Source organism: Flavobacterium sp. PLA-DH12 (assembly GCF_059511845.1).
Map to the genome: position 1 here is coordinate 44,893 of NZ_JCAMPD010000007.1, position 16,148 is coordinate 61,040.

At 32.1% G+C, this 16,148-nt stretch carries 14 protein-coding genes and 1 tRNA gene; 14 read left to right on the forward strand and 1 reads right to left on the reverse strand.

Annotated elements, in window-relative coordinates; translation table 11 throughout:
• Positions 1-4: 4 nt before the first annotated feature.
• From ftsA to AC5ZCW_RS14680, 4 genes are all read left to right on the forward strand, one after another.
• Entirely contained in the window at positions 5-1,411 is a 1,407-nt protein-coding gene (ftsA, locus tag AC5ZCW_RS14665; RefSeq protein ID WP_496120655.1) for a cell division protein FtsA, read from the forward strand.
• 79 nt (positions 1,412-1,490) lie between these two features.
• Entirely contained in the window at positions 1,491-3,479 is a 1,989-nt protein-coding gene (gene ftsZ, locus AC5ZCW_RS14670) for a cell division protein FtsZ (protein WP_496120656.1), read from the forward strand.
• A gap of 199 nt (positions 3,480-3,678) precedes the next feature.
• A complete protein-coding gene (locus tag AC5ZCW_RS14675; protein WP_008467137.1) occupies positions 3,679-4,128 on the forward strand; it encodes a GatB/YqeY domain-containing protein in 450 nt (149 codons plus the stop codon).
• An 82-nt stretch (positions 4,129-4,210) separates the two neighbouring features.
• Positions 4,211-4,284, forward strand: a tRNA-Arg gene (locus AC5ZCW_RS14680).
• 266 nt (positions 4,285-4,550) lie between these two features.
• Here the strand turns inward: AC5ZCW_RS14680 and AC5ZCW_RS14685 are convergent.
• Positions 4,551-5,297, reverse strand: coding sequence for a hypothetical protein (locus AC5ZCW_RS14685; protein ID WP_496120657.1), 747 nt, complete (start codon positions 5,295-5,297; stop codon positions 4,551-4,553).
• Positions 5,298-5,898: 601 nt separating this feature from the next.
• Here AC5ZCW_RS14685 and AC5ZCW_RS14690 point away from each other — a divergent pair.
• The 10 genes from AC5ZCW_RS14690 (at position 5,899) to AC5ZCW_RS14735 (ending at position 16,047) form a co-directional block, all read left to right on the forward strand.
• Positions 5,899-6,840, forward strand: a complete 942-nt coding sequence (locus tag AC5ZCW_RS14690) for an AraC family transcriptional regulator (RefSeq protein ID WP_496120658.1) — start codon at positions 5,899-5,901, stop codon at positions 6,838-6,840.
• Between the two features lie 1,303 nt (positions 6,841-8,143).
• Entirely contained in the window at positions 8,144-9,148 is a 1,005-nt protein-coding gene (locus AC5ZCW_RS14695; protein WP_496120659.1) for a hypothetical protein, read from the forward strand.
• 359 nt (positions 9,149-9,507) lie between these two features.
• Positions 9,508-10,656, forward strand: a complete 1,149-nt coding sequence (locus AC5ZCW_RS14700) for a hypothetical protein (protein WP_496120660.1) — start codon at positions 9,508-9,510, stop codon at positions 10,654-10,656.
• 21 nt (positions 10,657-10,677) lie between these two features.
• Positions 10,678-11,259 (forward strand): hypothetical protein, encoded by a 582-nt coding sequence (locus tag AC5ZCW_RS14705; protein ID WP_496120661.1) that lies wholly within the window; start codon positions 10,678-10,680, stop codon positions 11,257-11,259.
• 52 nt (positions 11,260-11,311) lie between these two features.
• On the forward strand, positions 11,312-11,719 hold the full coding sequence (locus AC5ZCW_RS14710) for a hypothetical protein (RefSeq protein WP_496120662.1): 408 nt from the start codon (positions 11,312-11,314) through the stop codon (positions 11,717-11,719).
• Positions 11,720-11,732: 13 nt separating this feature from the next.
• Complete coding sequence (locus AC5ZCW_RS14715; RefSeq protein WP_496120663.1) at positions 11,733-12,146, forward strand: hypothetical protein; 414 nt, start codon at positions 11,733-11,735, stop codon at positions 12,144-12,146.
• Positions 12,147-12,297: 151 nt separating this feature from the next.
• Positions 12,298-12,765 carry a hypothetical protein gene (locus AC5ZCW_RS14720; RefSeq protein ID WP_496120664.1) on the forward strand — a complete coding sequence of 156 codons (468 nt, stop codon included), beginning with the start codon at positions 12,298-12,300 and terminating at the stop codon, positions 12,763-12,765.
• A gap of 330 nt (positions 12,766-13,095) precedes the next feature.
• Complete coding sequence (locus tag AC5ZCW_RS14725) at positions 13,096-14,289, forward strand: ankyrin repeat domain-containing protein (RefSeq protein ID WP_496120665.1); 1,194 nt, start codon at positions 13,096-13,098, stop codon at positions 14,287-14,289.
• A gap of 83 nt (positions 14,290-14,372) precedes the next feature.
• Positions 14,373-15,230: a hypothetical protein gene (locus AC5ZCW_RS14730; protein ID WP_496120666.1), complete on the forward strand. Its 858-nt coding sequence runs from the start codon at positions 14,373-14,375 to the stop codon at positions 15,228-15,230.
• 127 nt (positions 15,231-15,357) lie between these two features.
• Positions 15,358-16,047, forward strand: coding sequence for a hypothetical protein (locus AC5ZCW_RS14735; RefSeq protein ID WP_496120667.1), 690 nt, complete (start codon positions 15,358-15,360; stop codon positions 16,045-16,047).
• The last annotated feature ends 101 nt before the right edge of the window (positions 16,048-16,148 follow it).

The window sequence follows — 16,148 nt, forward strand, 5'->3', positions numbered from 1 at the left end:
GAAAATGGAAAAAGATAACATTGCAGTAGGTCTAGATATTGGAACAACCAAAATCGTTGCCATGATTGGCAAAAAAAATGAATATGGTAAGTTGGAGATTTTGGGCATTGGTAAATCCAAAAGTTTGGGTGTTGCCAGAGGAGTAGTAAACAACATTACGCAGACGATACAATCGATACAACAAGCGATACTCGAAGCAGAAAATAATTCAGGTTATAAAATTAAAGATGTAGTTGTGGGTATTGCCGGACAGCACATCAGAAGTATTCAGCATACAGATTATATCAGCAGAAATAATCCAGAAGAAGTAATTGGCGAAAAAGATATTCAACTTCTAATCGATCAGGTAAACAAACTGGCGATGTTACCGGGAGAGGAAATTATTCACGTTTTACCACAAGAATTTAAAATCGACGGGCAATCTGAAATTAAAGAGCCAATCGGAATGTACGGCGGAAGATTAGAATCTAGTTTTCACGTTGTAGTTGGACAGGCATCTTCAATCAGAAACGTTGGAAGATGTATTCAGAGTTCAGGAATAGAATTATCTGGTTTAACATTAGAACCATTAGCTTCGGCAGATGCTGTTTTAAGTCAGGAAGAAAAAGAAGCTGGTGTTGCGCTTATCGATATTGGAGGCGGAACAACAGATTTGGCTATTTTCAAAGATGGTATCATTCGTCATACAGCTGTAATTCCTTTTGGAGGAAATGTCATTACAGATGATATCAAAGAAGGATGTTCTATTATTGAAAAACAAGCTGAACTTTTAAAAATTAAATTCGGATCTGCTTGGCCAGGAGAAAACAAAGACAACGAGATTGTTTCAATTCCAGGTTTAAGAGGAAGAGAGCCAAAAGAGATTTCGCTTAAAAACCTATCAAAAATTATCCATGCGAGAGTTGTGGAAATTGTAGAGCAGGTTTTTGCAGAAATTAAAGCTTATGGGCACGAAGATCCTCGTAAAAAGTTAATCGCTGGAATTGTTTTAACAGGTGGAGGTGCACAATTAAAGCACATTAAGCAACTGGTAGAATACATTACAGGAATGGATACTAGAATTGGTTATCCGAACGAGCATTTGGCTGGAAACTCTAGTGAAGAAATCTCTAGCCCGCTATATGCAACCGCAGTAGGATTAGTAATGAATAGTATCGAAAACAGTTCGCAAAGCGCTGTTAGATTGGAAATGGTTCAAGAACAGCCAAAAGTTGTTTACAGAACTGCTCCGCCAGTGCAGCGATACGAAGTTGAAGAAAACTACGTTGAGAAAGTAGAAACCATTGAAGAATCTAGAGAAACCGTAAGTCAAAGGATTCCTAAAAATGAATCTACTGAGACCAAAATAAGAAGATCATTTTTTGATCGATATGTCGACAAAATCAAAGAATTTTTAGACAACGCAGAATAATAAAAAGAGAAGGATTATTTCTTGCCCCAAGTCAAGAAGTAAAAAATGTACTTAATAAGAATTTCAAAAAACCAAAAAGATGATGAGCAACTCAGAATTTGGAAGTATTTCATTTGATTTACCAAAAAATCAATCAAATGTAATCAAAGTAATAGGTGTAGGTGGAGGCGGAAGTAACGCAATTAACCACATGTTCAAACAAGGTATTAAAGGCGTAGATTTTATCGTTTGTAATACCGATTCGCAAGCGCTTCAAAATAGTTCAGTACCCAATAAGATTCAGTTAGGAGTTAATTTAACTGAAGGATTAGGAGCAGGAGCAAATCCAGACGTTGGACAGCAGTCGGCAATCGAAAGTATTTCGGATATTGAGAAAATGCTTGATAAAAATACTAAGATGGTATTTATTACTGCTGGTATGGGTGGAGGAACAGGAACTGGTGCAGCTCCAGTAATTGCTCAATTAGCAAAAGAAAGAGAAATATTAACTGTTGGTATCGTGACAATTCCGTTTCAATTTGAAGGGAAAGTACGTCAAGAGCAGGCGATTATTGGAATCGAGAAATTGCGTAAGCAGGTCGATTCTTTAATTGTAATCAACAACAATAAATTAAGAGAAGTATATGGAAATCTTGGATTTAAAGCAGGATTTTCTAAAGCGGATGAAGTTTTGGCAACAGCCTCTAGAGGTATTGCCGAAGTAATTACGCACCACTATACTCAGAATATCGATTTACGTGACGCGAAAACTGTTTTGGCTAACAGTGGAACTGCGATCATGGGATCTTCTGTGGCTGAAGGCGACAACAGAGCTAAAGATGCTATTGTTTCTGCTTTGGATTCTCCATTGTTGAACGATAATAAAATTACAGGTGCCAAAAACGTATTGTTGCTTATCGTTTCTGGAACTAATGAGATTACTCTTGACGAAATTGGAGAAATCAACGATCACATTCAAGATGAAGCTGGTTACAATGCAAATATCATTATGGGGGTTGGTGAAGACGAAACTCTTGGTGAAGCTATTGCAGTAACTATTATTGCTACAGGTTTTGATGTGGAACAACAAAATGAAATTGTAAATACAGAACCAAAGAAAATCATTCATACGTTAGAAGATGAGCAAAGAAGCGTTCATAATCTAACCAATAAACCGCTTGCTTCTTTTGACCTAACTGTTGATACACCGACAGCAAAAGCAGAAGATAAAGTTGTTTTTGATTTAGTTGACGATGATGAAACATTTACTCCAACTGCACAAGCTGTTGCTCCAGCAATTAATCAGGAAGAGTTAGTGGTGATGTCTGAGTTTATCAAAAATCTAGATGTAACTTTCGAAATTGTTTCGCCAATTACAGATATCGATTTTACAATTTCATCTCCTGAGGTGCCAGCTGTTCAGCAAGTACAGCAACAACAGCCGATTCAACCAGTGCAGCAACAAAGAGTTTTTGAAAAAGAAGAACAAACTGCTTTTTCTTTTGATCTTCCTTTGTTTAAGCAAGAGCCTGTAAGAAGAGAGCCAGTTATTGAGGATAACAGAGTTCTGTTTGAATTGACAAATGAAACTCGTGAAATTAAAGTAAACGATCCAGTGCAATTTGTTCCTGTAACTGAAGTTTCAGACAACGGAATTATTAAATATTCTCTAGAAGAATATATGGAAGTTGAAAACGATTTATTGGCTTCTAAACCAGTTGAAAAAGTAGTTGAGCCTACAATTCCAGAGGAATTAAATATTACATTGAAACCAAGAGTTGATTTTGCAAGTCAGCCTGATATTTCAACAACTTCTGAAGTTTCTCCTTTAGAATTAACTATTGAAGAAACATTGCGTTTAAGAGCAGAAGAAAGAAGAAAGAAACTAAAAGAGTTTAACTATAAATTCCATAACAATGTTTCTAGAATCGATGAGTTGGAGAAAGAACCAGCTTACAAAAGATTAGGAATAGATTTGTCTAACTCTCAGTCTAATAATACAAATTCTAGAATATCTGTTGGAACAGACAGTAATAATGATTTACAATTACGTTCAAACAATTCATTTTTGCACGATAATGTAGATTAATTTTTAGAATCATAATATTGGGTAACCCGAAAATTGGATTTAATTTTCGGGTTATTTTTTTTATCTTCGCACAGAATTTCAAAATTTGACTTCCTAAATAGGTTTTTAAAGTGAATCTTATTATCACCCTGAGCGAAGTCGAAGGGCCAAATTAATATATCAATTAATAAGCACTAGCTTATTCAAATAAAATATAAACATGAGTTTACAAACACAAATCATGGACGAAATCAAAACGGCCATGAAAGCAAAAGACACAGTAGCTTTAGAAGCTTTAAGAGCTGTAAAATCTGAATTGTTATTAGCTTCAACAGCTTCAGGATCTAAAGAAGATTTATCTGAAGACGAAGAAATTAAATTGCTTCAGAGATTGGTAAAAACTCGTAAAGAAAGCGCAAGAATTTTTACAGAGCAAAACCGTCCAGATTTAGCAGAACCAGAATTGGCTCAAGTAGCAGTGATCGAGAAGTTTTTGCCTGCTCAATTGAGCGAAGAAGAAGTAGAAGCTGTAGTAGCAAAAATCATTGCTGAAACAGGAGCTTCTGGAATTGCTTCAATGGGTAAAGTAATGGGATTAGCATCTGCTCAATTAGGAGGAACTGCTGAAGGAAAAACCATTTCTACAATTGTGAAAAAATTACTTTCGTAAATAATAATTTTAGACTGTAGATTTTAGATTATAGATTGAATCTGAATTCTAAAATCTATAATCTAAAATCATAAATAAAACTGACCTCGTAGTTCAACTGGATAGAATATCAGATTTCGGCTCTGAGGGTTGGGGGTTCGAACCCCTCCGGGGTCACTAAAAAATCAAAGCCTACAAAGTGTATATTTTGTAGGCTTTTTTTATGGTTTGGAATCCTTTTTATATTTTGTGTTTTTACAGATTCTCACTTTTTGCAAGTAATTTTGGTTCGAATCCCTTCAGGCTTTTTCACATCAGTTTTATGGTTGATATCATTCTTAAATCAGTCCCATTCTTTGGATCTAAATCATTCAATACAAAGTCATCATTCTTTAAGCTGTTGCATGAATTCGTTGTAGTAGCTGTTGAAGATAGTGTTTTTTCTATTCCTTGTTCCAACCAAATATAGACATCAAAAGAAAAAATATACCAAACGCAAAAAACCATCCAAAATTCCAAGATTTATTTTCGGATTTATTCAAATTATTATCGGATAAACTTAGATAATCAGAATTTACAGATCTCACACTTTCTACGCTAATATTTTCATTAAAAAAATACTTGTCGCCAAATGTCAAAGAATCAACTTTAATTAACTTTTGTCTGTAGTCTGATTTATTTATTCCCACAAAAATTGAATCTCCTATTTTTATTTCTTCTATTAATTTTTTGACATAAGTTGCTTTCATAGCATCATTTCCACTTATTCTAAAAATTAAATCAGGATACATTTCTAATTTTATTTCAATAGATTTATGCTTACCCCTAGTTAATTTTATTCTCTCTGATGTTCTATCTTTTAAGACAAAAATATCATTACTTTTTATATCTTCAACGTGCAATGCATTGTAAGCCCAATAAAACAATAAAAGGGAAAGAATAAAAAAAGCAATTGCTAGTTTTTTATTTATTCTTTTTTCAATTAACTCCTCTTTTTGCGTATCTCTATTTTTGATTAGCGCAATTTTGTGTTTTATTTCAAAATAATTTTCAAAATAGTCGCTTGATATTTTTATTTTTTCTCCATTCTTAAAATATACTATTATTTCTTCCCAATTTTCAAATTTTCCTTTATACTGTTTTTCTGTCCATCCATCAATTTCATCCAGATTATATACTTTATTTTTCATGAAGGATGATGATTCAATTATTTCATTTTTTGTAAGGCAATAATTTTTAATTGAAAATAGATTGAGTAAAATTAAAACTATGACTATGAGAGACAATATGAACAAAATCAAACAAAGGTTTTTTGCATTGTTTTTAGGAGTATAATTAACAAAAGTTAGGATTGCAATTAATATAAATAATAGCAAACCAAAAAAATGGTCTTTCCAATAGTATTTTTTCTTTTTAGTGATAAGATAATTTTCAGTCAATTTCAGTTTCTTTTAAGATTGTCTTTAACCTGTATATAGTCTGACGTTGTCAGATGTACAAATAAGATAAAATAGGATTGTGCTATGTACAATATTATTCTTTTGTTATCAAAAATAGGATTTTTATTGTATAAGCAATCAAATCCGCAATTACATGTCATTTAAAATCTTCAAATCTTGCATTAGCTGGTTCGAATTATGTACCGTCAAGGTCACCATAAAATTTGAAAGCCTAAGAATGTATATTCTCAGGCTTTTTTTATGGTTCAAAAATACATTCTTAACTTTGGTTTCAATATTATTTTACAAATCAAGGAATCTTTAGTTGAAACAATATCATAGATCCAAAAGCATGACAAAAGAAGAGTCTATTAAAGAGTATTATTTTAGAATTAATAAGAGTATAGATTATATTAAAGAAAACCTTCATGAAGAACTTTCTTTAGAGAAATTGGCTGTCCTTTCAAATTTTTCAAAATTTCATTTTCATAGAATTTTCAAATCAGTTACAGGAACAACAATTAATGATTTTATTAAAAATGCAAAAATTGAAAGAGCCTTATTCTTCTTAATGAACAATCCTTCCAAAACGATTAGTGAAATAGCTATGGAATGTGGTTTTTTAAGTATTTCGTCTTTCTCAAGAGCTTTTCGTGAAGTTAAAGAGCAAACACCTTCTGAATGGCGAAAGTTATATAGAAATAGCAATATTGGTATAATAGATAGCAATATTGGAAAAATGCAGTCCGAAATCGAAAACTACCTTGCACTCAAATTAAATAATTTAAAAAATAATGAAATGAGTGAAACTATAAAACTTGATTTTGAAGTCAAAAAGCTGGAGGCATTTAATGTTATTTATGTTCGAAATCTGAATATTCACAAACATGATAGTGAAACATTTGAAGATATGTTTAAACAGCTTTTTAGCTGGGCTTTTCCAAGAAATTTGGTAAATTTTCCTGAAACAAAAGCATTAACCGTCTATAGAAGTAATGCCAACTTATCAGGAATGCTTCAGGCAGATGTTTGTTTGTCTGTTCCTGAAAAAATAGTAGGAGAAGGAATAATTGGCAATACTACTATAAGTGGCGGATTGTATGCTATTTTCCATAAAGAAGCGCCAATGTCTGAATGCTTTAAAACATGGAATTACATTTACGAGGTATGGTTTGAAGAAAATGGCTATCAGCCAGATAATAGAAATTTCTTTTTAAGTCATTTAAATGATCCTAAATTGCATCCTGAAAATCATCACATTATTGATATCTACGTACCAATAAAATTATTGTGATGATTATGAAATTGTCATTTAATGTCTCATTTTCCGTTACAGGGATTGCTCTGCGATTTAATTTTAGAATAAATATTTAAACTAAGGTATTATATTGAAATATGATATAGAGATTAGATTAAACATTATTTAGAATCCTAAGATCTTCTAATATACTGTTTACATTGTGCTGCCAAAGTCACTTAGGATAAATTAGAAATTTTCTGATTTGTCCTTTTTTGTTTTCCAAAAATTAGTAAAATATCTCAATCTACTAAATTTAAAGTTTAAGTAATGACAAGAGGTGAATAGTCGATCTATATTAAAAAACTTTCTTTAGAATGATTAAATTTTTCAAATATGAATAATATCAGTTCTTTCGATTGTGGTTTTGTTTTCATTCAAAAAGAAAAATAGATTTTTGAAAGATCAAATGCAGAGACAAAAAAAGACTATATGCAAGATGTTTTTTTGCAAAGCAATTATGAGTTTTATTTTTAATTGTATAAAGTGTAAGCATAAAATTTAAAAATAAATTAGCTATTGAATTCTTCTCTAAAAAACTATTAAAAAGTTCGTTTTTATGCTATAAAGTAGATTTTTAAAAAAAGTCTTATTGTGTTATAAATTAGGCTTTAGCTGACTTTAGGGGGTGTTTTTTTCCTATAAGTTTGAAAAAAATATTGCAATTGAGAATAAGGGACATTCATTTTAGAAATATGAAGAGGTATTGTTTGAAATACAAGAAAGAATGTTGACAAATTTGGAAATAAACATTACTCAAAGATATTATTGCTTTTCAACCCCATTCAGTTAAAAAAATATTGTTTTTTGTTTATGAAATGGATGGTTTAAACGTGTTAAAAAAACAAACTTCAGTAGTTATCTAGACTCTATTGCTTGCTTATTAGTATTGTTATATAATAAAGTAGAATAGCATGTCTTTCTCAATATTTTTTGCTTGCTTTTTTCGCAATGCCAATAGGTTTGAAAAGTAATGTCTATTATGACAGATCTTTTTAAGACTTATGGATAATACTTTACCTGTTAAGCAAGATTTATAGTATAAAATATTTTTCAACTTTAGTTGTATTGCGAATTTTTTCAGGAACAACAATTTTGAGTGGTGGATAACTAAATGTGTGCTTCTTCAATAATTGCCCTCAATGTCAATTTAGTGCAATTATTGATAGAAGTTAGAAAAGATAAAAGATAATTGTTTTAAACAAGATTAGTGACTATAAACAGCAGTACTCAGCAAATAATTTGAGTAGCTCTTTCCGGTACCAAATCTTAAAGCTGATAATTTATAAAATATATGAAGTTGAAAAAATATCAAGTAGATCCTTGTAAAATTACTTTCTATCCTTATGGCGTATTTAAGGTAGTGGCTATTGTTATGATGGCAATTTTTCTAGTTTTTGACATGGTTTTACTATTGTCATTTGCGGTTAATGAAACAGGCAGTGTTTCTATTGTAAGTCAAGTTGTTTATGTTTTAGTTGTGTGTATATTCTGCCTGCCTTTTTATCTGTTTGGGGAGATAGAAATCGTTTTTGACAAAGAAAGCAAAAGTGTAATTCGTGACGGTCTTTTTATAAAAAAATGTTTAATGCCTTTTTCATCTATTTCTTCCATAAATTATGTAACAGGTACTGGTAGAGCTTTTAGACTGTATTCTGATGCAAATAAATTTGGAAAAGGTATTTTACTTATGGGCGTTACCACTTCCCAATATCAAACTTTTAATCAGGAAATTTTACCGCTTCTTTATGAAATGACAGGTTTAAATGAGAAAAAAGCCATCATTGCAAAACAGGCATCAGAAACTATCCCCAAAGTATTATCTACTTATCAATTTTATAGCAAACAAGGAAATGAGTTTCATTTAAAGCAAAACAACATACCTTTCTCAATACTCCTTATGTTAGTTGGTTTGTATACAGCGTCTATAGGTGTGCAAAGCAATGCCAATCGTTATTTCCTTTTTTTAGGTTTTATACCAATTACTATAGCTGTTGGGCAAATAATCCAAAAGAAAATCTTTGATGTAAAAAAAGGGACATACATTTTTTCTTATGGAGGTCTTTTCAAGCAGCAGTACCAATTAAAAGATTTTTATCAATTTTCAATTGTTAGAAAAACATACAATGGTATGTATAACGGCACAGACATCCGAATCAAATTTTTAATTAATGAAAATTTTAAAGATTTATACCTATGTAGTGTCAAAAAAACAACCAAAATAGACCAATTATTGGATGAAACTAAAAACATCATTCATTTATATAATAACAATCAAAATATAGGTTCATCTCAGTATCAATAACAGGGGTTTAATTAAAACAAAAGAAGATTTTACTGTAATACGAATAACGCAACTACTTTTCGGATAACTGTCTCCGAAAAGCATTTCTTCTAATTCAATCAAAGAAATCAGGGGTGGAGGCATTGGTCGTTTTTATAACCTTTCTAAACAAAAAATATCAAGGGTGGTAATTTAATATGGCAAAAGAAATTAAGGTAATTCAGTGCCCAAAATGCGGAAGTACTCAAAAAACAGAAATGCGAACAGATTTCTATCGATGCGATAGTTGTCAGACGGAATATTTTCTTGATAATGATGACATTAATGTCAATATTAATCAACGTTCTTTTCCGCAACAGCCTCGGCAGGATTATGCAAAGATGAAAAGGAAGACCTTAATTTTCTTTGGAGTAGTGTTTGGTTTTGTTATTATAAGCAATATCATCAGTTCTTTAATAGGGCATGCAACTACGAATGCTTACACTGTTGGCGAAGTAGATAAATCTATTTCTAAACAAGATGAAGACATCAGATGGAGTAATGAGCAAATAACCTGCTGTGTTACGCAAAAGGAATCTCCTATCATAATAAAAGTTGGGAAAAAGGAGTGGGGATTTGCAAGTGAAGATGCGCGAAACGGCATTTATATTCTGTTTTACAATCCTGAAACGAAAGAGGAAATCAAAGCGGAGAAAATCTTAAATAGTGAAGGCTCAACCTCTTCTGTAGGTATACAACTGCGTAAATTTTCTGACGGAAAAGTTTATTGCACAGTAAATCAAACCAAAATTTTTCAGATTGATCCTAATTCGCAGGAAATAAAAGATGTGTCAGTAGATTTATTCAAGGGACAGTCGGCATTATCGTCAGGAGTTGCTACAATGGAGTTTGTTTATGATAATTATGGAGATGGGTTAAACATAATGGCAAATGATGGAACGAATTATTACTATTATCCGGTGATACATAAGTTATATACAAAAGAAAATTTTGAACATGCAGTAGGAGGGAACATGACCTTATTGTCTGGGGCTAAAGAGCGTTACACTTATATATTTACATCAAAAAAAGACGATCAGCCCAATAAGAAAATACAGCTTTTAAAAATCCTCTTTAAGGATAATATTGGTGGACCTAAAAATATGGTTACGTCCTATTCTTGGTCGTTTGGTGAAGGGTCAGGAGATTATTGGGAGAAACGTTTTTTTGATAAGCAATTAAAAGATGCCCGTATTGTCTCTTTCAGAGATCTTACATTCCAACGTTCTTATTTTAAACCGAGTGTATTGTATCATGATGATACTGGGGCCTTACTGGTTGAAATTAATCCCAATGCAGCTCCTAATGCTTTGCCAAGCATTCAAAGCCTTAACAGTACTACGGGAGCCATCAACTGGACTTATCCGCTTAAAGAAAATATTTCTTTTGATAATGTATGTGCTTATAAAAAAGGTTTTTTGTTGGTGCAAAGTGATGATGTATTGCTGCTCGATAAATCGGGAAAGGAAATATTCTCTTATAAAATGTAGTAATGACAGTTTCAAAAATATATGCAAAGTAGTATAACTAAATTTTTAAATAAATATCGAATGAAAGAGTTGTTTTTGGGTGTCTTATCTGCGACACTTCTATTAATGTCCGCCTCTTGTGAAAATAAAAAAAATGAAGAGAATAAATACAAAAAGATGGCATCTGAATTTAGCCAAAATTATTTGTGGGATGGAAAACAAATTGATATGGAGGGCTATTTGTTACCGGGTTCGTTTAATATGATTGGTGACTATGTGACGGTAGATTTATGTGCTACAGCTGATTATTCTTTTAGCAGGGATAAAATGGTAGATAATGTGCAGCTTCTTTTTGGCAAGTCTGCGAATAGTATGTTTTTTCCAGACAAATTCAAAATGGAAAACGTAGAGCTCTATGACAAAAATGGAAAAAAATTGAGTTGTCTGGATAAAGTCAAAATTTCGGGTACACTTGTTTATACAGCAAAAGGGCCAATTAAAGTAACAATAAATGAGAGGATGCCCGAAATAATGAAAGAAAGGCAAAGAAAAGCGGCTAAAGAAGCTGAAGGCAAAAACGATTATTCTTATTTAATAAAAGATGTTGTTATCACTAAATTATAATTATGTGGGAGATTTATTATTTGAAATAAGATGTAATAAATGGCGGGCAGTAATGAACGCTATTATAGGCATTGTCGTGGGAGTTGCTTTCGGGTTTTATTGTATAAGTTGTTGGAATACACTGGTAACTTGGTTGGCTGTAACATTGGTTATTATAACACTGCTTTGCGTATGGTATTCGTTTGATAGAATTTCTGCTGCAAAAAACAATAAACTTTCTTTTTATGAAAAAGGGTTGATTATAAAAGATGGAGGTACAACAACCAAGCTTTTGCTAGCCGAAATTAAATCGTATAATACTGTAACCAAAGCAAGAAGCATCTCTGGTGATTTTATTATCACATTTATAACAAATGATGATAGATACATAAAATTGTATTCTGATGACTATGCTAATCTTGCCGACTCTCTGACTGAATATGGTAAAAAAGTAAAATTTGAAATAAGAACATCCTTTTAATCTGCATTTGAATATGGAGAATACAAACATTTTAATCCTAATAGGAATTGTGTCTATAGTTGTCCCTTTGGCATATTATTTTTTGCACACTCAAAAAGTAACAGAATTTTTAAAGCAACATCCAAATAAAGCAATGATTTCGTATTCAGGCGGGGAAGGGGCTGCCGGCGTTCATGTACATCAGGTGCTAAGTCAAAGTATGACTAATGAATTTTCCCGAAAATATCCTCATGCAGGTACTTTCTCTGTAAATGCAGGCAATGTAGAAATGGAGTTAGAACACATTACGATGAGTTATAACCCTTTGTTAAAGAGAACGACCTTCACTTTTGAGGGCAAAGTGTGTAAGGTGTTTGTGACAGAACCTGGTAAGAAATATAAAGTCGTATACGATAAAAAAAAGGATGATTTTTATTTAAAGGGTTAACCTAAATCGAATATATAAAAAGTGCTTTGACTGAGCAAACAGTAAAACAATTGTTCCTTTTGAAACTTTAAAATTATGTCTGTTTACAGAATGTCAGAAATAAATAACGGGACAAAAGAGTAATGAAACTATAACAATAAATTTAACTATTATGAATAATCTAAAATTGGCTTCGGCTTTCTTCCTTTTACTTTTAATGAGTTCTTGCGGTAACATCGCTCTGGAAAAAGGAACTCCTATTTCATCAACGGCGGCGGCTGTAGATTCAATCATGGCCAATAAAGATAATATTGGCAAAAGATACTCAATAACCGGTTATTTGTACTATTCTCCGCCTCCTACCATTTACACTAATCGTCCACAAACAGTATATGTGTATGCAGATCCCAATGATCATTCAACTGAAATTGCTACCCTAGACATGCCTTGGGGAGAGAATTATGCAAATAATGTATTTATTAAAACAGGCGGCAAAGTAATATTTTATGATAATGAAAAACATCCTATTGGCATAAATGATAAAGTAGTTATTTCTTTCGAAACGTCAGAAGCGGTGTATTTGCAAGAAATAAGAATAGATAAAATAGGAGATGGTAAACCAACAGCACCAAAAAAATAATGTACGATAAGGCAAGGCATTTGATCTTTTTGAACTTCTTATAGGGAATGGTTATTTATCCGTTATTTTCAAAGTTCAATAATTAAAAAACTACAGGTAACCTGATTGCCTCTATGATAATGGATGTTATAATCTTTTTTGCAAGGGCAATATGGAATTATAATCCGAAACCCAAAAAAGAAAAGAATCAGAAAAAAAACAAAAACCAAATTAAAGACCATTGTTTGGTTATCTAAAAAGATGTTGTTACAAAATTATTATAATGAATTTTTTTAGATGACTACATAACTATCCTTAATTCTAAACAGTGAACAATTCAATTAATTTACTATGAACAGCACAGATAATCCATTAATAAAAAGCTTATTGTGGGGAAAAATTGATGAGGCAAGAACTTTTTTACAGAACGGAGAATCATTCCCTTCGGACTTAGATGAGTATGATAGGGACAATATTATTCATAATGTATTGCAGGGTAAAGCATTTGATCTTTTTGAATTACTGATTAATCATGGTTATGTCCAAATGGATGTCTATGAATGTGATGATCTTAATGGTTCAACATTCAGGCTCATTGCATCCGGTTTAAAAGATGATGAGGAATCAGCAGTGTTTTTCGCAAATTTTGTAAAACGTGTCTCCAATATTAATGATGAGGTTGATGACCAAACCCTGTTGGGGCTATTTTTAAATAGAGAAGCTGGACTTGTCCATATTAAATGTCTAGTGGATGCAGGATGTAATATACATTATAAAAACAATGCGGAGCAGGGGTATCTTCATCAGCTAATTAGACATCCATTTTTTTATAGTAAAAACGGGAAAGAGTATTTGCAGTATTTCATCAATGAAGGGGTTGATATTCATATAGCAGATCTCTATGATCAGAGACCCTTGGATATAGCCGTGCAGTATCGCTATTACAATTATATAACAATTTTGATGGAGAATGGGGCTAATCCCAATGAACAGTATAAGAATGGGGAAAATGCTTTTTTTGTCGCGTTGACAGACAAGCATTTATTTGCATTGTTCATCAGTTATGTGCAGCCCGATTTCTCACTACTTACCCAATTTGATGAAAATTTGCTGTGCTACTTTATGAGAGTGTATACAGATTTGGCAAATGATGATATATTAAACGTATTGGAGATGCTTCTCCAGACTGGAGCAGATCCTTATCAGCCATTCCCTCATTATGACAAGCAAAAATCAGCTTTGGATTGGGCTGCCGAAAAATCAGAACTTATCCTTAAAACCTTTTTAGAAGTTGGAAATATTGATGTAGGCCAGCAGGATGATGAAGGGAACACAGTATTGCATAAAGTATGTGCATATAATATTAATTCGGAAAAGGAAAGAGCAAAAGAAACATATAAAAAAGCAAAACTCCTGATTGAAAAAGGTGCAGATGTAAATGGGCTGAATGATAAAAATGAAACTCCTTTGATGCTTGCAGTAGAAGACAAGCTGAAAATTAAAACAGTAGAGTTATTAATGCAAAATGGAGCAAAAGCAAATTAATTGCATTTAATAAAAACACGTAACTAATACCCGAAATATGGGCAAAATGGAATGTCCAATTATTTGAAAAAAATATGAATATAATGTATTACAAACCATCTGGGAAAGCACCAATATTCGGAATAATTATAGCATTAATAGGAGGTGTTGTCGGGGCTATATTATTAAGCATTGTGTATATCGCATTGCAATGGCTCTTACCTTTTATTTATATCAATGTAATTTTTGCAATATTATTCAGCGTTGGTTTAGTGGCTTTTGGGGCAATGATGCTAAAAAAAGGAAATATACGAAACACAACTGTTGCCTTAGTCATTGGAATAATAATAAGCGTTGTGGCACTTTATTCGCAATGGGCGCTTTTTATATCGTTAACGCAGGAATCTTCGGGCACTGCATCAATAGGAGATATAGGTGTCGTTAAAACATCATTTAATCTTAGAACTTTTGTAAATGTATTCTTCGAGCCAAAGTATGTGTATGAGGCTGTAAAAATGCTTAATGAAATAGGTACATTTTCAGTTAAAAGATCGGTTGTATCGGGTACCCCTCTATGGTGTATATGGATATTTGAAGCTGTCATTATTCTTGCAAGCGGTTTTTTTGTGAGGCTGTATGTTAAAAACAAACCCTATTCAGAAGCCTGCAATACCTGGTTGAAAGAAACAAGAAGCAAGCACGTTCTGGTAGCCGATCCAATTGCGCTAAAAAACGCATTGGAAGTTGGAAAATACGCTGGAACACTTCAGGCTCTTAAAGAAAACCCGCCATTGCCCGATGCTTATTCAGAAGTAATTATTTATTCCCATCCTGAAGATAGTAAAGCTTATATAAGTGTATTGAATGTTACTGTAACTCAAAAAGGCAAGGGTACGAAAACTCATACAGATGAGTTTATAAAACTATTGCGCATTCCGTATTCAGAGGTAGCTTCCTTTTAATATTTAATGAATTTCGACAGTAAAATATAATTTGACAGAAAAATGAAGAAAGAAATAAAAGCAATTCAGTATCCATCACTCATCTAAACTACTTATTTGTTAGAATATTGAATTAATTTAATTAAAAATGGCTATAAATAAATACATAATAACACTGATTACAATAGGTATTACTTTTTTATCATTCAGTCAGGTTCGAACATTTCCCTTAGGAAATTATACAATTGGTCAATCAACTTTTACTGATTTGAAAAAGAGTTTGACCAAACAAAAAGTTTCACTGAAAATGATTTCAGATGATAAAGAAATCGTAAGTAATTCTAAGCTAGCAAAAGCATTTTTGTTTTCAACAAGAAAAGAAAATATTGAGTACAGAATAGCTCCTTTTGGTCCGCCATATTCTTCTAGAGTAAAATGTGTTGTTTTAATAAATTATACAGTAAAAAATGTCGTTTTCGACAAGATTGAAATGTATTTTTTTGATGATATACTTAGCTCGGTTAAAGGTGAAAAAACAGGATACTTTTCCGAAACTTTTCTAGATCTCGATAAAACAATGGATGAAACTAATAAAGTTGACAAGCCCCGAAAGGAGATTTGTAGCAACCAGTCTATTGAATTGAAAAACACTATTATTCGCTTTTCCAATCAGTATGAAGAAGGAGATTATTACTTATATGAAACAATTAATAATGATTGCCGGGCTGTAAGTATTTGCCATTTTAAAATTGAAAATAGTAGCAGGAGCAAACGAATTTCAACACTCGAAATAGATGGAATAAATTCCAGGAAAACAGAAACAAAGGGGGCTTTTTAAAAAAAATACCGCTCACGCACGAAATGAAATTCGACGAAGCCAGTCCTTTGTGCGACAACATTCAAGTCAAAGCCTATTTTTTTTATAAAAACTTAATGTAT